This window comes from Candidatus Eisenbacteria bacterium (genome assembly GCA_035712145.1).
In the GTDB taxonomy this organism is placed as follows: domain Bacteria; phylum Eisenbacteria; class RBG-16-71-46; order RBG-16-71-46; family RBG-16-71-46; genus DASTBI01.
The window spans coordinates 1-20421 of the sequence record DASTBI010000206.1 but is presented as its reverse complement, the minus strand read 5'-3'; the positions used below and the strand labels follow the sequence as shown (position 1 = coordinate 20421).

Here is a 20421-nt window from a genome sequence, read left to right as displayed (position 1 = left end):
TCCCACAGTGCCCGTTCGGTGGATCGGGGATCGTTCACGACTTCCGAGGTCTTGTCGAACCGCATGGTCGCCCTGCGCTGCAGCTCGTACTTCGGCCATCCGGGGTTCCCTCGGCTCGCAAACGCGACCCAGGCGCCGTGCATGGCATCAGCGAGCTGTTGCGGAGGATTGCGCCCTAGCAGGGGATCCATCCCCTTGCCGAGCATGTCGAAGACAAACGGGACTTCGAGTCCGTGACACGCCCCAAGAAGCCCGTCGAACGCCGGCGAGCGCCAGGCAAACTCGTACATGTAGGTCGCACCGGGACTCGAAGCGCGGGCTTCGGCCAGGCGAATGACGGGGATGCGGACATACCAGTCACTCTGAAGAGCAGCGAGGAGGTCGCCCGCAGTCGCGTTCGGCCGTGCGGCGCGATAGGTCCTCAGGGCCGCCTCGACGGGCAGCCCGTACGCCGCAGCCGCTCCAGCCAGGGCCGTGTCCGTGATGTGGTCGATCACGCCATAGGTCACGAGGAATAATCTCCACTCGTCGGTGTTCGACCCGACCATGAGATCGATATCGGCGCTCGCTCCGGCAGCGATGCGATCGATCGGACGCCCCGGGATGACATCGCCGTCGATCACCGGATGCCAGGGCATGCCACTGACGATCACCTCCTGTCCCCAGCGCTGTGGATCGGGGTGTCCGGCGAGATCGGCTCTCAGGTTCATCTGCGCGGCAAGAAGGCGCTCGGTCGGCACATCGGCGAATGCGTCGCGGCTCGGCTCGATGCCGAGTTGCTCGGCGAGACGTTCGCGCACACGTTGTGCGGACTCGATGGATATCTCGTAATGAGTCGCCCCGCTCTCGGCGATCGCGCGCCTGAACAGGCCCTCGGCACGGGGCATGGACAGCAGCGTGGCGACGCTCATCCCTCCGGCCGATTCACCAAACACGGTGACATTGTGGGGATCGCCCCCGAAAGCGGCGATGTTCTCCCGGACCCACTGAAGAGCAGCGACCTGGTCGAGCAAGCCGCGATTGGCGTTGCTCTCGCCCAGATAGAGGAATCCATCGGCGCCAAGTCGGTAGTTGATGGTCACGCAGACGACGCCGTCCCGGGCGAAGTGGCTGCCGTCAAACAAGGCCGCTGATCCGACTTCGAATCCGGTACCCGGAATCCAGACCATCACCGGGCATGTCGCCGATCCCAGATCAGGCGACCAGATGTTGAGGTTCAGGCAGTCTTCCCCCGGAATGGCGGGATCCGGGACGAACTTCTCCAGCCCCGGCGGCAAGGGCAGCATCGGCGGCTTTGCGCCAAGGGTGAGGGCGTCTCGCACGCCGCCCCAGGACTCGGCCCGTTGCGGAGGTCGAAACCGGTTGGCGCCAAAGGGCGGAGCCGCATACGGAATCCCATTGAAGACATGCACGCCATCAACGAGGTCGCCGCGTATCTTGCCTTGTCGGGTTGCGACGACTTCATCCGTGCCAATGTGAGTGACCATGACTGCGCCTCCTACTCCGTCGTCTTTCCCGAGAAGTGCTCCTTCGAGGTCTCTGCGTCGGCCTTGCTCCGGTGGACGGTTCCGTCCGCATGTTCCGGCGGCGCGTAGATGGTGTACAGCCTGAGCGGCTTCTCTCCCGTGTTCCTGACGTTGTGTCGCGCACCGGCGGGAACGATGATGGCCATGTCGCTTTCGATCTCCGTTCGTGCGCCATCGATCCAGACCTCGCCCTCTCCCCTCTCCACTCGGAAGAACTGATCGACATCGCGGTGAATCTCCTCGCCGATGTCCTCCCCAGGCCTGAGAGACATCAGCACCAGCTGCATGTTCCTCCCCGTGTAGAGCACGCGCCGAAAATCGGTGTTCTTTTCGGTCCGATCCTCGATGTCGACGATGAGCCCTTTCATGGAGCGCTCCTTTCCCGAGCCCGGGACGATTCCCGAAGGCTCACGATGGCAGCCATCGAATCCCATTGGCTCGGTTCGCAGAGCCAACGGGCATAACCCGGGCCAGGCGCCAACCGAGCGAATGCGGTCTCTAAGAAGTCGGAGTGCCCAGCGTTACGTTCGCCGGAAGGAAGACCGAACTCTCCGAACCGGAAGCGCAGCCTGCCAACCTGGCAGTCACGGGGCGCATTGGTCAGTCGTCGCTCGGCTAGGACCCACCGGCAGTGGACGGGTGACGGGTCAGTCCTGAGCGTGTGCGACGGATGAACCATGCGGGCAAACGTGGCGCGGCCTCGAGCCGTGGCCTAGACTCTCAACGTCCCTGATCCGTACTTCAGCCCGGCTCGCCCAGCCCCCGTCCGGCGTCTCGGAGGAGGCTGTGCCATGCGCCACACCCTGCCGTTCCTGCTCCTGGGCGTTCTCCTCGCCGCGCCCACGTTCGCCCAGGTTCCCTCGACCATCAGCTATCAAGGCGTGCTGACGGACGGATCGGGCACCCTTCTGCTCGACGGCAACTACAACATCACGTTCCGCATCTGGGACGACCCGTGGGCCGGGAACCTGCTCTATACCGAGGTGCACAACCCGGTCTTCGTCCAGAAGGGCGGGTTTTCGGTTCTTCTCGGCAGCCTCACGCCGCTGCCGAACATGTTCAATCGCCCGCTCTACCTCGGGATCCAGGTGGACCCGAACCCCGAGATGGCTCCGCGCGTGCCTCTCTCGGCGATGCCATACGCGCTGGGAATGAGAGTTCCTTTCAACCTCGGCGGCACCAGCGCCAATCCTTTGCTCGTCGGCTACCAAACCGCCGGCGGAATGGCACTGGATCTCCTCCCTCCCAACCCGGGTGGACTCAACATCGCCCTGGAGCCGGACTTCGACGGCAGCGGCGGCTTCTTCTCCGTCACGCGAAGCCACACGCAAGACGGCTTCTTCGTGGACGGCAACAGCGGAAGCCAGGAGCCGAAAGTAGGAATCCTGGGATCGGTGCGCAGCGTCGTGTTCGACATGATGCAAGCGGACAACGGCGCGGTGCAGCTCCCGTTCAACGCGATCGCGGCCGCCGAGATCCGTGACGAGCCAGGGATCTCCCAAGACCGCTTCGTCGGCACTCGCACCATCCTGGGGGGATTGTTCAACGTGAATGTCTCCACGACGATCACCATCCCGGCCGACGGTTACGTGGTCGTGGAGGCCACAGGCTCCCATGTGTACGGCGGCACGAACAACAGCCAGAACTGGGCGGACTGCTGGATCTCGATGGGCGCTCCCTCGGACGTCGATCCCAACTACGCCGTGCGCTCCGGAATCACCGCCTACAGCGCCGTGCCGGCGCTCCCCACGTTGAGCGAGGTGGTGTCGCTGCACCGGACCTGGTTCCTTGCCGCCGGCAACTACACCTTCAACTTCGAGAGCAAGGGCCAATCGGTGGGCGGCGGCACGAACCAGATGGTGAACCCCACGATCACCGCGACGTACTTCCCGACGAGCTACGGCACCGTGACCGCGCTGGTCAGCGGTGCGGATGCAGCGTCCTTCAGCCGCGCTACGCCGGTGGCTGCATCGCCGGACGGCGCGGGAATCCAGAGCACGGGAGTGTCGGTGGACCTCCGCGAGCTGGAATTGCGCGCCACCCGGGCCGCCGCGGATGCCGAGCGCGCGCAGCGCGCGCTGGTCGAAGCGCAGCTGCTCGAACAGGCGCGCATGCGGCGCAACGCGCATGCCGGGGTGAAGCCGTGAGCGCCGGCGCGTCGTGGATTGCGCGGAGCCCCGCTGTCCTGGGTGCAGCCCTGTGGTGCTTCGCAACTTCGCCGGCCTTCGCGCAAACGGTTCTCCGCGGGAGCGTCATCGCCGGCGGTGCCACGCCGGTGACGGGATCGTCAGGAGGCGGCGTCGTGATGGTCGGCACCGTGGGCCAGCCGGCCGTCGGGCGGACCGTCGACCTCAACAACTCTGGCTGCCTCGGGTACTGGTGTTTCGGTGGGGTCCGTGTCGTCGCCGTCGAGAAGGATCCCATCGACGAAGGGCTCCCCACCGTCTTCGCACTCGGGGCGCCGTTCCCGAATCCAACCGCCGGCAAGGTCATGTTCGCGCTGGGGCTCCCTCGGGCCGCGGAGGTCCGGATCAGCGTGCTCGACGTCGAAGGACGCTCCGTCGGGTCGATGCGCGCGGGGAGTCTCGATGCGGGACGCTATCGGCTCGAGTGGGACGGGACCGACGGTAACGGGCGGGTGAGTCCCGCCGGAGTCTACTTCGCCCGTCTCCTGGTGGATGGACGGCCGGTCGCACAGCGGCGGATCGTGCGCCTGCGGTGAGCGCGAGAACGTTCGATCATCCCGCGCAGGGTCGCCCTCGCGAAGGGTGCGGCGTAGGGGCGCCGTCATCCGTGAACCGCTCGTACCGCTCCCATGCGGTATCGTGGCCGGCTGCCCGAAGTGCTCCCCAGCGTCGGAACAGCACCGGAACGACCACCATGTTGAGGAACGTCGAGGTGAGCAGTCCGCCAAGGATGACCTGCCCCATGGGACTCTGAATCTCGTTTCCCGGCTTCCCTCCCGCGAGCACGAGCGGGATGAGCGCAAGGCCCGCGGTGAGCGCGGTCATGAGAACCGGCGCCAGGCGCTCCAGCGAGCCCCGACGGACCGCCTCGTCGAGCGGCAGTCCCTCCGCGAGCAGGTGCTGGTAGTGACTGACCAGCAGTACGCCACTGCGAGTCGCGATCCCGAACAACGTGATGAAGCCAACCAGCGCCGCGATGCTGAGCGTTCCGCTGCCGAGGGCCACGGCGAAGACGCCGCCGATCAACGCCAGGGGCAGATTGACGAGCACGATCAAGGTGTGGCGGTGGTTCCGGAATGCGACGTAAAGCAGCCCATACATCGCGAGCAAGATCAGTGCGGAAAGGGCAGCAAGATTGCGAACGCTCGAGATCGCCTGCTCGAACTGGCCGCCATAGGTCACTCGGTAGCCGGGTGGCAACGTGAGGCCCTGATCGAGTCGGCGTTGGGCTTCCTCGACCGTCCCGGCCAGATCAGCTCCTGAGACGTTGGCCGTCAGCATGGCCACGCGCTCCACGTTCTCGCGCCGCACGAGGCTCGGGCCGAGATCGAATCGGACACGCGCAACTTCTCCGAGTCGAATCGTCTGCCCAGAAGGAGTCGTGACGGGTAAGGCATCGAGCTGCTCCCGCTGGGAACGGAGTCCGCCGGGGAAGCGCAGGACCACCCGCGAGACGATCCCTTCTTCCACGATCTCGCCAACGGCAGTCCCCTGAAAGAGGGCTTCCACGGTGCGTGACAGCGATGCGGCGCTCAGCCCGTAGCGCGCCATGGCCGTGCGGTCGAAGTCAATCAAGAGCTGCGGGACGCTGGCTTGCTCCTGGTTGCTCAAATCGACCATGCCCGGCACTTCGCGCAGGAGCTGCTCCGCCCGTCCGGCGAGCCCACGCAAGACGGCCAAGTCCGGTCCAAAGATCTTGACCGCCAGGTTCGACTTGCTGCCTGAAACCATGTGATCGATGCGGTGGCTGATCGGCTGTCCGAAGCTCACCTCCGCACCGGGGATGGTCGACACGGCCCGCCGCATCTCCGCGAGAAGCTCTTCCTTCGGCCGCCCGGGCTTGAGTACGACCTCCATCTCCGAGGCGTTGACGCCTTGGACGTGTTCGTCCTTCTCGGCGCGGCCGGTCCGACGGCTGGTCGAGATCACTTCGGGAAAGGTCAGCAGCGAGCGCTCCACCTCACGGCCAAGGCCATCGCTCTCCTCGAGGGTGATCCCAGGGACGCTGACCACGCCGATCGTCAGAGAGCCTTCGTTGAATGGCGGCATGAAGCTTCGTCCAAGGAACGGCATGGTGGCGAGCGCCGCCACCAGCAACAGCCCGGTAAAGATGTAGATGGTCCTCGGCCGCCGCATGACCCCATCGAGGTCCCTGGCGTAGCGAGTCTTGAGCACCCGCAGCAGCCAGGCTTCATCGCGCTCGAGAGCCTTCGAGTTCGGGAGCAGCAGGTAGCACAGCACCGGCGTCACGGTCAGAGAGACGAGGAACGACGCCGTGAGAGCCGCGATGTAGGCGAATCCGAGCGGCTGCAGCAGTCTCCCCTCGATGCCGGGCAGCATGAAGAGTGGCAGAAAGACCAGCACGATGATGACCGTGGCGAAAAAGATCGGATTGCTCACTTCGGAGGCGGCCCTGTAGATGACCTCGAGCGGCGAGCGACGCTCGCTCTCTGGCTTGGCGCGCTCTCCTCGCAGCCTGCGAAACACGTTCTCGACCGCAATGATGGCGTCATCCACGAGTGCGCCAATCGCGATCGTGAGGCCTCCAAGGGACATCGTGTTGAGGGTGCCGCCGAAGAGGGAGATGGTGAGGATCCCGGCGACCAGCGAGAGCGGGATCGCCAGTGCGGATATCGCCGTCGTTCGCGCGTTGCCGAGGAACAGGAAGAGGATGATCAGGACGAGGATCGCCCCGTCGCGGAGTGCCGCGGTGACGTTCTCGACCGCCGCCTCGATGAAGTCCGCCTGACGGAAGTTCTCCTTCTCGATGGACACGCCGTGCGGCAGGCTGCGCGAAAGCCGTGCCAGCGCCTGGTCGATCTGTCGGGTCAGCGCGAGTGTGTTCGCGCCAGGTTGTTTCTGGACGCTCAGAATGACTGCGGGCTGAGTCTTATAGGCCGCCGTGCCGCGCTTGGGCTCGGCCCCCAGGCCGACGGTGCCAAGATCGCCCACCGTGATGGGCACGCCGCCTTCGACTCGAATCACCGCCGAGGACAGATCCTGGATCCCGCGCGCGCGCCCAAGTCCACGAACCAGGTATTCCTGGCCCTGGTCGACGTGGAATCCTGCCGCGGGGTTCCGAGTCACTTCGCCGAGGCGCTCCGCCAGCTCGTCGACGCTGACCGATCGCTGAGCCAGCGCCCCTGGGTCCAGCTCGATCTGGTACTCACGCACATCACCACCGATCGGCACGACCTGCGAGATACCCGGAACCGCCAGGAGGCTGCGCCGGACGGTGGTTTCCGCGACTCGCCGCAGCTCCATCGGCGTAATCGCTGGCGAGTGCGAAGTGAGTGCGATGAACGTGATCTCGCCCATGATCGAGCTGATCGGACCGAGCTCGGGCGACTCGACGTGGCTCGGAAGGCCGACACCTTGCACGCGTTCGGCCACGACCTGGCGGGCGCGATAGACGTCCTCGCCCCACGCGAACTCCACCCAGATGACCGAGATGCCCGCGGCCGAAACCGAGCGCACCCGCCGCACGCCGGGTGCGCCGTTGAGCGATGACTCGAGCGGAAACGTGACGAGGATCTCGATTTCCTCGGGCGCCATGCCCGAGCCTTCGGTGATGACGGTTACGGTTGGAGCAGTCAGGTCCGGAAAGATGTCGACCGGCATTCGTGTGACCCATAGCGAGCCGAAGACAAGCAGCACACCTGCCAGGACGAGCGTCAGAGTCCGGTGCCGCAGGGCGAGGCGAATCAATCGATTGAGCACTTGCCTCTCCCTTCCTAGTGGACGTGGCCTTCGGGTGGACCGCTGCGCAGCAACGCCGCGCGGCGAATGGCGGCTCCGCCGCGGGTCACGATGCGGCTGCCCTCAGGCAGACCTTCGACGACGGCGCTCTCGCCTTGGGTGCCTACGATGCGGACTTCCTGGCGGACGAAGCTCTCGCCTTCGACCTGGATGTAGACCACTGGTACCCCGCCATCGTCGATGACTGCCGAGGACGGAACGACGATTCCCGTGGCCTCCTGCGGCAGGAGCACCTCCGCTTCGAGTGCGGCCCCGGGGCGGAGAGGAACATCGGACTGAATCTCGATGATCACCGTGATCGATCCAGTCGAACGACTGATCTCCGGGGCGCGCGAGACCAGCCGCACTGCGCGGCCGCGAAAGACGAGCGGCGGTTGGCCAGCGGGCGGGCGCAACGTCAGGCCGGAGATGCCCTGGGCCAGCAGTCCGGCCTCATCTGGACGCATCGCCACTTCGACCCATAGAGGCTTCGTACGAACGACCCGGGCGAGCGGAGTTCCTGCTTCCACAGCCTGGCCCGGGACCACGTGAACTTCGGCGACGCGGCCAGCGAGTGGTGAGCGCACCGCGACTGCCGGGCCACTGCCACCGATCGAGCGGGATTCAGCCGACAGCGTGCGAACCCGCGCCCTCGCCTCCTCGACTTCGGCCTGGCTCACCGCTTCGAGCTTCAGCAGCTCCTCGAGCCGCCCGAGCCGGGCCTCGGCGAGCTCGAGCTCGGAACGGATCGCTTCGATGCTCCGATCAGACCCGACGCGCGAGGTGAGTCGAACGACCGTCGCGCCTCTCCCCACGTCCATTCCAACGAAGGCACGTGTTCCGACCGCCACGACGCCATCCAACGGTGCCGTCAGGAGGGCTTCTCCCCCGGCCGCAGGCCGCAATCGCGCCGGGCCACGCGCGGTGCGATGGACCGTTCCCTGGGTCGCCCAATCCGTCGTGAAAGCGGTCCGCCACTGCTGCTCCTTGAGAAAGCTGATCGGATCGCCCGCCGGCGGGGCGGCCGAAGGCATTCCCGGTGGCCCGTAGCGGGGCGGCTCGACCAGAAGTCCGAGCGAGTCGCCCTCGCCGACGCGGACCTTTCCGGATGGAATCACTTCCGTGCCGGCTGCGCTCTCTACCTTGAAGGCCAGGTCGAAGACTCCCGCCTGCGTCGGCTTGATCTCCACCGAGAAGATCCCATCGCGAAGCGGCCCCTCCCGGCGGAACACTTCCTCGGCTCCCGAGGGAGCACGGAGGATCGCGGTGACGACGCCCTCCTTGAGGGGCGGAAAACCGTCGAGAATGGTGACGTGGGTATGAGACTTGGAGAGTCGTCCTGCCACGAGTGGATCCGCTTCCGCGAATATCTCGTACGTCTCACCCCAGGCGGTGACCGTAATGTTCTGTTCTTCCTCGTGCGTCTTCGTCTTCGGTTGGCAAGCGCTCATGCTCGACGCGAGCAGAAGGACGAGCGGCCAGATCAGGGCATGCTTCATCGTTCCTCCATGCTCAAGGGCCGACCCGCCGCGAGCTCGAGCTTGCGATGAGCTTCGAGTGCCGAGGCATAGAGATCGACTGCGGCGAGACGGGCCGCAAGGATCGACCGGAGCGTCTCCAAGAGATCGGTGAGACGGCTCTCGCCCAGGCGGAACGTGGCCGTGGCGCTCTCGACGGCACGCTCACTCTCGACCACGGTTGCGACACCCCGGAGCGCCGTCTCGCGCAGCCGCAGATACGCAGTGCGCGAAGCAACCAGCTCTGCACCCGCCCGGACCGTCGCCAGCTGAAGCCGCCCGCGCGCCGTCGCCAGGCGTGCGGCGGCCTCGATCCGTTCCGGCTGTTGGCGATCGAAGAGCGGCAATGGCCAGTTCACGCCGAGGCGTGGTCCCTCGGCGTCGAAGTTGTCGTCACGAATTTGCTGCCAGCCGAAGGCAAGCTCGGGAAACTGGATGAAGCGCTTGCCGTGTCTGAGCTGCCATTCGGCCTGCTCGACCTCGAGACGCCTCGCGAGCAGATCCGGACGACTCGATGCGGCGAGGGAATCGGTCACTTCAGGGAGAGGCGGTCTCTCCGGGACGACGCCGTCCCTCAGCGCTCCGTGCAGAGACACCGCCATCTCACGAGCACGACTCGCCGCTGCAGCGCTTCGCGCTGCCTCCGCTTCGACCTCGAGGGCGGCGAGCGCCAATCTTCGAGCTCCGAGCCGCGACTCCTCGCCTTGAGTTGCTCGCGACGCCATTTGATCCGCCAGACGTCGAACGTGTGCGAAGTGCCTTTCGAGCAGCTGAGTCCGTTCCCACGAAAGCGACCATTCGGCGAATGCCTGACGCAATTCCGAGCGAAGTGCCAGCCGGTCGTAGACGAGCTGTGCTTCGGCCGCCTTCAGTCCCGCATTGGCCGATCGGACGGCCGCTCCGCGACGGCCGTCAAAGGGCGGAGTCCACGTCAGGCCCCAGGTCGTCTGTTCAGCGTTGCCCGGCGCTTCTCGTTCGAACGTCGCCGTGGGGTTTTCGAGCAGGCCGGCGCGGCTTCGTTCCGCGCGCGCCACTCCCACACGCTCACCGAGGGCAGTAAGAGCTGGATGGTCCGCTTGAAGGACGCGGAGGTATTCGCGTTCGCTGACTCTCTCTTGTGCTTCCGCGAGCGACGCGACGGTGAGAAGTATGGCGCCGAAGAGCAGACGCAGCATGGGATCTCCGATCGAGCATTCGGTAAGGGAAAAGCCGAAAGGCCCCAGCGCAGGACGCTGAAGGCGGGCTCGATCAGATCAACAGAATCGCCTGGCGCTGCGGGCTGCCGCGCGGCGGCGGGATTGGGACGAGCTCAACGGCCCGGCATGGCGCCGGGCCTGACCACTCGACAGGAAGGATGGCAAGGACCGGGGTGGCGGCCTGGGGCCGCGGGGACGGCAGGCCCGGGCCCCGAGTCGTCGCAAGCCGATGGTCGTGGTCCCCATGGTCGGCGGCATGGGGACCCATGAGGATGAATCCAAGATGGTCCTGAGCGTGGCGATGTCCGTGATGATGCCCGTGGTGCTCGGTGGCAACGTGAAGCCAAACGAACTGGCCAAGACAGGCCGAGATCAACCAGCTTCCCAGCGCCAGCCCGGTAATCCCTCGCATCAGCAGAGCACGCATGGCGAACCATTCTCCGGAATGACCGGTTCGCCGTCAATGAGCCGAGTGGCTCAGTCGGAAGCGGTCTCGTCCTCTTCGCGCAACCCCCTGACCATCAGCCACACGGCCGTCGCGAGGATGCCGACTCCCAGCGGCATTCCGAACAGCATCGGGTAAGGCATGCGATAGCCCGCAAACACCGGCAGCGTGATGCCAATGAAGTGGAGCACGCTCAGCGACATCCCCAGGGCCGGCAGCACACGTGGGACCGTCGCCGTACGGAAGAGCAGGAGGAAGAGCGAGAAGAGCCAGGAGACCAGGATGAAGATGTGCGAGTAATGAGCCCACTTCCATGCCGAGCGGACGACGATGCCGATCGGCTGAAACGCCTCTGCCTTCGCAACGCCCGCCTCGACGTGGGCCTGACTCACGGACAGCATGGTCAGCCAGTGGCTGTTTTCCACCAGCTGCAGGGTGAAGTTGGCCAGCGCAAGCGCCATGACCCACAGTGCCAGAGCTCGGGAGCGCACTCGGAGCAATGTGAACAACGCGACCGAGATGCCGACCGACAAGGCGGCGCCCACGAACAACTGGAGCACGCACAAGCGGACGACGGTCGACATGCCCGCCGCCACATCGAGGAAGGCCGCCGGAGGCCCCGTCAAGGGCCGTAGCATCACATAGGGCACGATCAATCCGGTCGGCAACAGCACGAACAGCAGAAAGCCCACGATTCGGCCCACGCGCCTCGACGCCTTCATCGTCCCTCCCGCGGCCAGCGTGCATCGTTGCTTCCAGGTCGAGAGTGTCGCGAAGGACGCCCGCACGGCCAAGCCGTTTGCGACGAAGTGCGGAAGGCGGTGTGCGAAGCACGCTGGGAGGGAATGAACGGCGGATCGAGAGGGTGTGTACCAGGGATTATTGGAAGAGATGCCGATGGATGAAGCCGGCCATTCGCTGCATCTCGTCCTGGTGCTGCTTGGGGCCCGAGAAGAGGCCGTTGTGGGGCGCGCCTTTGTAGTAGACGACCTCGACTGATCGCCCAGCATTCTGCATGGCTTCCACGAATTGGCGCGCGCGCTGAATGTCCGTCATCGCGGAACCGCCGTCGGCTGGGGAATCCGCCGTTCCGTGCAACACCAGAACGGGCATCGTGATCTGTGGCGCCTGGCTTATGGCTTCGTCCGGATAGCCGGCAGAGTTCAGCATCAGCGCCTTCACGGCACCGCCCTTCAGCACGTACTGCATTGCGGCGCCGCCCCCGCGGGAATGGCCAAACAGCGCGATTCGGTCGGCGCGCACTTCCGGTTGCTGGCGCGCCGCCTCGATCATCGCCTGCACGGCGAGGTACGCGGCGTCGCTCGTCGCGGGCGACAAGGGAGGCGCATCCGGGCATTCGATCGGCGTGATGAAGCGCGTGCCCGCCCCTTGCCCGCCTTTGAACCAGCATCCCGTCACGGCCACCACACCTTCACGCGCGAAGGTGCGCGCCATCTCGACGTACTCCCTGCCGAAGCCATGCGTTCCGTGCAGGAGGACGACGGCTGGAAACGGTCCGGGCCCTTCGGGCTTCAGCGTGGCGACGTCGAGGGTGCCGAGCCCCTTCACTTCGGCCTTCGACCAGCGCACATCCTTGCCGCTACCTGCTTCCGTGACAGGGACGGCACTTTGTTGGTAGCCGGCGCACCCCGCGAGCGCCGTGATCACCGCGAGCACCCACGCGCGTCGCATCATGGGCCGGAGTCTAGCACTCCGGCTCATGTCGGTAGCCCCATTCGCTGGAGCAGAGCCGGGAATCGTGGGTCGGAGCGGAGCCCCGCGAAGAAGGGATCCAGCTTGATGTCGTTTGCATTGTTCTCCCGGTTCCGCACCGCCCGATCCAGCCACTGAAACGCCTCGTCCTTTCTGCCGAGCCACGCGTATACCAGAGCAATGTCGACGGCCTTCTTCTCTCCTCGATTCGCGTCCTCGATCATGCTCGAAACCGCGCGCAGGGCTTCTTCGGTGCGGCCGCGCCGCACCGCGATGAGCGCGCTCATGAGCAGCGTATCCGCAGAAGCTCGATTCAGCTCGAACCTCTTGCGATAGGCCGCTGCAGCCTCGTCATGACGCCCGGTCAGCGTATAGACCCAGGAGAGCTGCGCATAGGCCGCGGCATAGCTGGGGTCGAGTCGCAAGGTCGCCATGTACTGGGCGATGGCCTCTTCGAACTGTCCGGCGAAAAGATGCTGCCACCCCATGTGGAGCGTGGCCGCCGTATTCAGGGGATCGAGGGCAACGGCGATTCGGCTCTGCTCGAAGGACTCGTCCACTCTCCCCATTTTCATGAGCACGTGGGAATAGGAGTGATGAGCTTCGAACGAGTTCGGGGTCAGCTCGATCGCGCGCCGGAGCTCTCGCTCCGCAGTCGCCCATTCCCAGTCAACGTCGCCTGCGATCGCTCCGCTCACCGCATGGGCAAGACCCAATTCCGGATCGAGCCGGAGCGCCCGGGCCGCGGACTGGCGAGCGCGGACCACCGCGTCCTGGTTGCCCGGTTCAACCGAACGCTCGAGTTCGGCGTACGCGAGCATGGCCCAGGCCGGGGCATAGGTCGAATCGATCGCCAGAGCCTGGCCAAAGAATTCGAGGGCCGCGCGCACGCTCGTCTCTTCCCACCGATGGTAGGCATCCACTCCTCGCAAATAGAGCTCGTATGCCCTCGGCGATACGGGGGCCGCCCCAGCAATGCGTCGTTGCTGGCCTGCGGTCAGGTGGACCTGCACCTCGCTCGCGATCGCCGCGGCCACGTCAGCCTGAAGGGCGAGCACGTCGCGCATGTCGCGCTCGTAGGTCCGGGCCCAGATGTGCTCGTCGCTGGCGGCGCGAATGAGCTGGGCGGTGATGCGTACGCGGTCCCCCGAGCGCTGGACCGAGCCCTCGAAGATCGCGTCGACGTCGAGCAGGCGGCCGATCTCTCGCATCGACTTCTTCGTGCCCTTGAGGCTCATCACCGAAGTTCGGGAGATGACACGCAGTGCACCGATCTGCGCAAGCGTGGCAATGAGCTCCTCGGTCATGCTGTCCGCGAAGTAGTCCTGAGCAGGATCGTGGGAATAGTTGGCCAGAGGCAGCACTGCAATGGAAGGGATGTGGTCATTCCCTCCGCTCCGGGCCAGACGACTCCTGAGTCCCCCGACATCGAACAGCGCAAGTCCGCTGAGGAGGAGCGCGATCGCCGACGCCGCCCAAAGCCAGGCTCGGTGCTTCGGGCCTGTCGGGGTGGGGACCGGCCGGCCTGATCGGCGTCCCACGGTTGCTCCGTGGGAGAGTGATTCCAGCGCCGCCCGGACTTCGCCAGCCTGCCGATAGCGTGTTGCCGGGTCCTTCGCCAGGCAGCGCTCGACGATCGTCGCGAGGCCTGCCGGGACGCGAGCAGGCAATGGCTCGAGCGGGTCGTTCAGGATGGCGAGGCTTACCTCGATTTCCGTCGCGCCGCGGAACGGTCGTGTTCCGCTCGCCATCTCGTAGAGCATCACACCGAGCGACCAGAGATCGGTGCGCGGATCGGCCGTGCCCCCTCGAAGAATCTCGGGCGCCAGGTATTGCAGCGTTCCAGCAAGGGATCCAGACATGGTGAGAGTCTGAGTCAGGACCCTGCTGGCTTCATCGAAGTGTGCGACGCGCTTGGCGAGTCCGAAGTCCAGGACTTTGACGCGGCCATCCTCGGTCACGACCACATTGGCGCTCTTCAGGTCGCGGTGAATGACTCCCCGCTCGTGGGCATACGAGAGAGCGTCGGCAAGCTGAGCGCCGTAGCGCGCCACCGTCTCGGCGGGCAGCCCGCCGGGACCGATGAGAAGACTGAGCGGACGCCCCTCCACTCGCTCCATCGCGATGTAGGCGAGCCCGTCGGCCTCGCCCACCTCGTAGATCGTGCAGATGTTGGGATGGTTGAGTTGGGAGGCGGTGCGGGCTTCGCGAGCGAGCCTGCTGCGCGCCTGCTCGTCTTTGGCGTCGCTCGCCGGAAGCACCTTGATCGCGACCTCGCGCTCGAGGCGGGGATCCCGCGCGAGATAGACCTCGCCCATTCCTCCGGCTCCGAGCGGAGACAGGATCTCGTATGGACCGAGGCGGGTCCCTGGAACGAGGGCCATGGCCTAATCTAACCCATTGCGCCTGCTCCGGAATGAAGAAGAGTCCACCAGCGCATGGACTTGACCCTTGAGCATCCCGACATAGAGCGTGTCGCCGTGTGTGCCAATCGCGCGGGCCGTGCCCCGCAACTCGTGAGCCCAGCGCAGCGCGCCGTCCGCCAGTCCATAGGCGATCAATCGCCCGTGATCGGCGGCGAGCGCCATGTCGCGCCAGACGAATGGCCGCGAAGAAGTCCACTCCTGCGTGGCTGGGTGCGACCACCGTACGCGGTCGCGCTCGAGGTCGAACGCGGTCAACGTCTTTGGCCCGGTCAGCAGGAGCAGAGAATCGCCGATGAGAGTGATCGGCCCGGAATAGGGCCCGCCGCTGACGGACCTTCTCCGCTGCTCCCGCCCCGTCCTGGGATCGACGGTCACAAGGGCGTCGGTTCCTCGCATGAACAATACCGACGAATCGACGCCCACCATCCAGGTCGTCAGTCGGTCGACCTGAGGCGCTTCCCAGAGAAGCCGCCCGCTCGAAGCCTCGAATCCACGAATGGTCCCGTCATGGTCCGCGAAGAGGACCCGGTCCCCAACGACCACCGGAGCACTTCCTCGATACTCGTAAGCCGGGGCCGGTGGGCGGTAGGTCCAATAGCTCGCGGCGGACGCTGGATCGAAGCAGATCAATTCGTCCATGACCGTGACCGCATACGCTCGACCCTTCCAATGGGCCAGATCGCTCATGACGCCCGAGCCCACGGCCTTGCGCCAGCGCACCTTTGCCGTTCCCCGTTCGAATGCGAAGACGTAGGCGGTATCGCCTTCATCCGTGTCCGAGCCGATCAAGAGGAGCTCGCCATCGAGAAGGGCGTCGCCGTGGAATTGTCGGCGAACGCCGTCCGCGCTGACGTTGCACTGGTCTCGCGGTTGTCCCGTCACTCGATCGAGAGCGAAGAAGATCCCAGCGCAGGAGCCGACGCAGACCACGTCGCCCACGACCGCGGGCGTTGAAAACACTCAGCCCTTGGTGTCGAAGCTCCATATCTGTCGCAGCGGACTGCGCAGCGCAGGAGGCGTCCACGTTGGCGGCGTGGACTGGGCCGAGACGCCCAGGATCGCAACGCCGCCCAGCCCAAGAGCCATCACCATCAAGCCGGCAATCGATCGATGAGGCGTCATCAATCCTGCCTCCGGTGATAGATTGCTACCGTCCAGAATGGCGTTCCCCGCTCCGCGACGCGTTGCAGGCCGGACCCTTCCATCACGGCTGCCAAGCGTCTGGGTGAGTGTACGAAAGCGCGAAACGAGATCCCTCGGAGACGCCGCCACAGGTTTTCCAACGTGATGGAGGCCCGCACATACCAGCGGTTCCTGGGGAAACTGATGGCCAGCGCCCTGCGGGCGTGGGCACAGGAGCGGCCGAGCAGAGCCTCGTAATCGGGATAGCAACAGACCACGCGGTCCAGTGTGACGAGATCCGCGACCTCGGTTCGCTCGTCGAGGGTCGCAAAATCGCCGAGCACGGCCTGCAGGCGACTTCCCCAGCCGCGTTCCGAGAACTGTTGCTGGGAAACTTCGAGGGACGCACTCGAAGCTTCGACCTCCACGACCCGTTGGGCCCCGGCAGCCATCAACTCGAGCCCCAGTACGCCTATCCCGCCGCCCACATCCAGCACGGTCGTCCCCTCGAGCGGCAATCGACGTAGCTCTTCCAGAATCAGGCGTGTGCTCGGATCCGGGCCCTTGCGGCGGTAGCGGAGTAGGTCGGCCTCTGCCCGCTCGGGGCCGAATATGCTCTTGCTGTCTTCACAATGGAGGCAGCACTTCATGCGCTCTCATGGCTCCCTGGAATGCATTCGACGGGGCTTCCTCCCGATATGTCGACGCGAGGAGAAGGCCGGAGAGGATCGTGATCAGCCCCACGGTCAGAATGGATGTCGCGAGTCCGAACCGATCGGCCAGCACCCCCGCGAGAATGGCACCGGCCACGTACCCAAGGTCCCGCCACCACCGGTATGCACCGATCGCGGTGGCTCGCCACGAAGGCGGGGTGTGGTGCGACACGGCGCTGAGAAAGGTCGGATAGACCAACGCCGTACCGATGCCGAGGGCGATCATTGCGGGCAGCCAAAGTCCCCACGAACGGCCGGCGGCCACGCCGATCAACGCGATGCCTTGCACCAGCATTCCAGCCGTCATGAGCCCACGGTGTCCAAGCCGATCGGACAGTGGCCCCGTGAGAAGCTGCCCTGCGCCCCAGACCGCAGGATACAGCGCCACCAGGAAAGCGATGCTTTCAATGGGCATACCGTGCGCTGCGAACAAGAGTGGAAAGAGCCCCCAACTCACTCCGTCGTTGAGGTTGTTGACGAGACCCGCTTGACTGACCGCACGAAGCGAGGGATTCCGCCAGCTCACGACTCCGAACACCGCCATCGGCGTCGGTCTCGAAGCGGTTTCCCCCCTGCCGGCCGATTCCACATCGGCGTGCCCGCGCGTGTCTCGAGTGAAGAGCGAGCAGAACAGTCCCGCGACGGCAGCTCCCAGCCCCAGGACGAAAGGCGCCGGCCTGAGGCCATACTGGCCAGCCAGGTATCCTGTGGCGAGCGCAGCGCCGGCGACCGCGAGGTAACCCGAACTCTCGTTCAGACCAATCGCCAAGCCACGCCTTTGAGGCCCGACGAGGTCCACCTTCATGACGATTGCGGTGGACCAGCAAAGCCCCTGGTTCACCCCGAGAAGGATGTTCGCCGCCACGATCCAGCTCCAATCGGGGGCGAACATGATGAGCAGCGGCACCGGAATGCCGGCTAGCCAGCCCGCGATCAGGGTTCGGCGCCGTCCCCAGCGGTCAGAGGCCAGGCCGGCGAAGGCGTTGGCGATTGCCTTGACCAGGCCGAATGTGACCAGGAACGAGAGGATCGCCGCTCGCGAGGCAATGCCGAACTCCCGCTCCGCGATCAGCGGCAGCACCGATCGCTCCATGCCGACCATTGCCCCGACGAATGCGTTGACGAGGAGCAACAGCGAGAACTGGCCGAGGTTTGCTCTCAAACCGAGCCGCGTGTCTTCCACGCCGTGCCTCATGAAACAGCGCAGCGATTCGCGCCGGCTTCCAGGTCGGTCGGATCACCCGCTGGCAGCTCCCCCGCCTCGTTGAACCCGACGATGGTGTGGTGGTTGGGCGGTGTGGCGGGGATACGGCTCAAGACTCTGACCGCAAATGTTTCGGCGCTCTCAGGAAGCTCGACCGCTTCCCGCACGGCTCCCAGTGAAGCCGTCACCAGCCTCTGGTCGAAGGCGATCGGGTGGCTCGTGTGCGCGGGCAACACGAGGAGGGCCGGATCGAGCGTGAAGAGCTTTCGCAGCGAGCCATGAAGCAGCAGGGCGCGAGCTCTTGCCTGCTCGGCGCTGGCCTCGAGGTCCGGCCGTCCTACGCCCGCCAGGAACAGCGTGTCGCCGGTCAGCAGCCAGCGCTCGGCGACCAGGTACGACATGCTTTCGAGCGTGTGTCCTGGTGTATGCATGGCCCGAAGCCTCACGTTGCCGAGGCGGATCTCCAGGCCGTCGCGCAGGGTTTCATGGGGGAACTTGACGCGATCCTGCTCCGGCATGAACAGCGAGGCGCCGGCGCGCTGGCTCAGGGAGCCAGAGCGGGACAGGTGATCCGCGTGGACGTGGGTATCCAGCACGTATCGGATCGTCCACCCACGCTCTCCCGCGAGCTGAAGGTAGACGTCAGGATCGAGCGAGGCATCGACGACGAGCGCTTCCGCACCGGAAGCGACCAGATATGAAAGTCAGCCTTTGCCCGTGCGCCGAAACTGAATCAGCGTCGCATCGGCGGTGACAGCCTCTGCTTCATTCCACGCCAGGCTCCAGGCCTTCATCCCTCCGGCGAGGGAAAACGCCTCGACGCCGCGTTGACGCAACTGGGCTGCGGCGAGCTGGCTGGTTCGGCCGGCGGCGCAGACCGTCACGACCGGTTGATCGGCCGGAACCGTGAGGTTGGAGAGCGCGGACGGATCCCCAGCACGGAGTGCCGCGTAGGCATCGCGATGAATGCTGCCGGGGATGCTCCATTCGTCACGCTCGAGCTGCGGCCGGATGTCGAGAATCGTCACGGGCTCGTGTCGCTCCAGCATGCCACGCAGGGTTTCGACATCGAGCGTGGGTACGAGGGTCGGGGCTGATCCAGAAGCGTCGTGGCGGGGGCTCATCGCACGCTTTCCCCAGCCGCCGCGGGTTTCGTGGCCCGGAAGTTGATCCCAAGGGTGCCGAATTTCGCAGCGCTCGACTGCTGCGGAGCGCCGGAGAACACGTCGGCCCGCCAGGTGATCGCGAAATTCTCGAACCCAGCCGCGAGCACCACCGCCTCGAGCTCTGCTTCCAGCAGAGCGCCGGCGATTCAGCCCTTCCAGAGGCCGATGTCGCGCTTGGCCGAGTCGGGCACGGCCTTCTGAACGAGGATGTCGCCGAGCTGGATCCGGCCGCCGGGCCGGAGTACGCGATAGATCTCGCGAAACACCTGGAGCTTGTCGGGACAGAGATTCACCACGCCGTTGGAGATGACCACATCCGCCCAAGCGTCCTCGACCGGCAATGCTTCAGCGTGTCCTGAATGGAACTCGACGTTCCTGGCCCCGATGGTCGTCGCCGAGACGCGGGCCTTGTCGAGCATCTCTGGGGTCATGTCCACACCGATGACACGGCCGGTGTCACCCGTCATCCACGCGGCGATCAGGCTGTCGATGCCGCCGCCGCTCCCCACGTCCACCACCCGCTCGCCCGCCATGATCGCTCCCATGGAAAAGGGATTTCCGGTGCCGGCGAAGGACTCGATGCTCGGTTCCGGCACATGGTCGAGCCACTCACTCGAGTAACCGAGCAAGCGCGCCAGCGGACGTCCGGTGTGGAAGTGGAAGCCGCGTGAAGGATGCGTCGCGACCTCGGCGTATTCCCTGCGGATCTCGCAGCGAAGAGCTTCCTCGTCCAACTCGGGGACAGCAATCGGCTTCGTCATCGCTCCTCCGCCGAAGGGCGGCGTCGCCCCCGTGGCTGGTCTTGGGAATCGACCGCGACCGGCAATCCGGCCGCCTTCCAGTCAGGAAATCCCGTGTCGAGCCGACGTGCGCTGAACCCGCGCCGGCGAAGCAGGTTCACGGCCACATCGGCGTAGACGCAATACGGTCCGCGGCAGTACGCCACCACCTCGTTCCTTTTGGGCAGCTCGGCGATACGCCGCTGGAGCTCGCGGATCGGCACGGAACGAGCGCCTGCGATGTGTCCGGAGCGGAACTCCTCGGCCGGGCGGACATCGAGCACTACGAGCTGATCCTTGCGCATCCGGCGGAGCAGCTCATCCGCGGTCACTGTCTCGAGCTCGTCACGATCGTTCAGATAGGTCTTCACGATGCGGTCGAGCTCGGCAAATTGGCGTTGCCCGAGCTCCCGCAGGGCTTGCCAGGCACGAAACACCGACGCATCGGCCAGGCTGTAGTGGACCTTTGCGCCTTCCCGGCGAACCGTGACGAGGAGTGCCGCCCGGAGGACCTGGAGGTGCTGAGACGTGTTCGCGACCGACATGCCGGTCAGCTCCGCCAGCTCTTCGACACTCCGCTCGGACTGGGCAAGCAGGTCGACGAGCTCCAGCCGTCGCGGACTCGAGAGCGCCTTGGGGATGCGGGCGAGCTGTCCGAAGACGTCATCCTTGAAGGCTCGATGGCGGATC

Annotated in this window: 18 protein-coding genes; 2 read left to right on the top strand and 16 right to left on the bottom strand. The window is 65.7% G+C overall.

The features are described from left to right. Together VFQ05_14715 and VFQ05_14710 are read right to left on the bottom strand one after the other, a co-directional pair. A partial coding sequence (locus VFQ05_14715; GenBank protein HET9328015.1) for a carboxylesterase/lipase family protein occupies nt 1–1487 on the bottom strand: 1487 nt, incomplete at its 3' end. Nucleotides 1488–1498: 11 nt separating this feature from the next. Further along, the gene (locus VFQ05_14710; GenBank protein HET9328014.1) at nt 1499–1894 is read right to left on the bottom strand and encodes a cupin domain-containing protein; all 396 of its coding nucleotides are present in this window, start codon (nt 1892–1894) and stop codon (nt 1499–1501) included. A 423-nt stretch (nt 1895–2317) separates the two neighbouring features. Between VFQ05_14710 and VFQ05_14705 the strand changes: the two genes are divergently transcribed. Next, nucleotides 2318–3673, top strand: coding sequence for a hypothetical protein (locus VFQ05_14705; protein ID HET9328013.1), 1356 nt, complete (start codon nt 2318–2320; stop codon nt 3671–3673). A gap of 158 nt (nt 3674–3831) precedes the next feature. Further along, on the top strand, nt 3832–4248 hold the full coding sequence (locus VFQ05_14700) for a FlgD immunoglobulin-like domain containing protein (protein HET9328012.1): 417 nt from the start codon (nt 3832–3834) through the stop codon (nt 4246–4248). A 16-nt stretch (nt 4249–4264) separates the two neighbouring features. Here VFQ05_14700 and VFQ05_14695 read toward each other — a convergent pair whose 3' ends face one another. The 14 genes from VFQ05_14695 to VFQ05_14630 all read right to left on the bottom strand — a co-directional run bounded on the left by VFQ05_14695 (nt 4265) and on the right by VFQ05_14630 (nt 20420). Next, complete coding sequence (locus VFQ05_14695; protein HET9328011.1) at nt 4265–7432, bottom strand: efflux RND transporter permease subunit; 3168 nt, start codon at nt 7430–7432, stop codon at nt 4265–4267. 14 nt (nt 7433–7446) lie between these two features. Next, nucleotides 7447–8949 (bottom strand): efflux RND transporter periplasmic adaptor subunit, encoded by a 1503-nt coding sequence (locus VFQ05_14690; GenBank protein ID HET9328010.1) that lies wholly within the window; start codon nt 8947–8949, stop codon nt 7447–7449. After that, nucleotides 8946–9569, bottom strand: coding sequence for a TolC family protein (locus tag VFQ05_14685; protein ID HET9328009.1), 624 nt, complete (start codon nt 9567–9569; stop codon nt 8946–8948). Before VFQ05_14685 ends, VFQ05_14690 begins: the two co-directional genes overlap by 4 nt. Nucleotides 9570–10640: 1071 nt before the next feature. Further along, nucleotides 10641–11330, bottom strand: a complete 690-nt coding sequence (locus VFQ05_14680) for a DUF4386 domain-containing protein (protein HET9328008.1) — start codon at nt 11328–11330, stop codon at nt 10641–10643. Nucleotides 11331–11487: 157 nt separating this feature from the next. Next, nucleotides 11488–12303, bottom strand: a complete 816-nt coding sequence (locus tag VFQ05_14675) for a dienelactone hydrolase family protein (GenBank protein HET9328007.1) — start codon at nt 12301–12303, stop codon at nt 11488–11490. Between the two features lie 23 nt (nt 12304–12326). Then, complete coding sequence (locus tag VFQ05_14670; protein HET9328006.1) at nt 12327–14705, bottom strand: protein kinase; 2379 nt, start codon at nt 14703–14705, stop codon at nt 12327–12329. 3 nt (nt 14706–14708) lie between these two features. Continuing rightward, nucleotides 14709–15707 (bottom strand): PQQ-binding-like beta-propeller repeat protein, encoded by a 999-nt coding sequence (locus tag VFQ05_14665; GenBank protein HET9328005.1) that lies wholly within the window; start codon nt 15705–15707, stop codon nt 14709–14711. Then, nucleotides 15708–15869, bottom strand: coding sequence for a hypothetical protein (locus VFQ05_14660; GenBank protein HET9328004.1), 162 nt, complete (start codon nt 15867–15869; stop codon nt 15708–15710). Beyond that, entirely contained in the window at nt 15869–16519 is a 651-nt protein-coding gene (locus VFQ05_14655; GenBank protein HET9328003.1) for a methyltransferase domain-containing protein, read from the bottom strand. The genes VFQ05_14660 and VFQ05_14655 overlap by 1 nt, the downstream gene beginning before the upstream one ends. Beyond that, nucleotides 16497–17765 carry an MFS transporter gene (locus VFQ05_14650; GenBank protein HET9328002.1) on the bottom strand — a complete coding sequence of 423 codons (1269 nt, stop codon included), beginning with the start codon at nt 17763–17765 and terminating at the stop codon, nt 16497–16499. Before VFQ05_14650 ends, VFQ05_14655 begins: the two co-directional genes overlap by 23 nt. Nucleotides 17766–17773: 8 nt before the next feature. Next, nucleotides 17774–18481: an MBL fold metallo-hydrolase gene (locus VFQ05_14645; protein HET9328001.1), complete on the bottom strand. Its 708-nt coding sequence runs from the start codon at nt 18479–18481 to the stop codon at nt 17774–17776. 9 nt (nt 18482–18490) lie between these two features. Further along, complete coding sequence (locus tag VFQ05_14640; GenBank protein ID HET9328000.1) at nt 18491–18910, bottom strand: rhodanese-like domain-containing protein; 420 nt, start codon at nt 18908–18910, stop codon at nt 18491–18493. Between the two features lie 188 nt (nt 18911–19098). Continuing rightward, on the bottom strand, nt 19099–19713 hold the full coding sequence (locus tag VFQ05_14635; protein HET9327999.1) for a methyltransferase domain-containing protein: 615 nt from the start codon (nt 19711–19713) through the stop codon (nt 19099–19101). Continuing rightward, nucleotides 19710–20420 (bottom strand): metalloregulator ArsR/SmtB family transcription factor, encoded by a 711-nt coding sequence (locus VFQ05_14630; GenBank protein HET9327998.1) that lies wholly within the window; start codon nt 20418–20420, stop codon nt 19710–19712. Before VFQ05_14630 ends, VFQ05_14635 begins: the two co-directional genes overlap by 4 nt. Nucleotide 20421 lies beyond the last annotated feature (1 nt).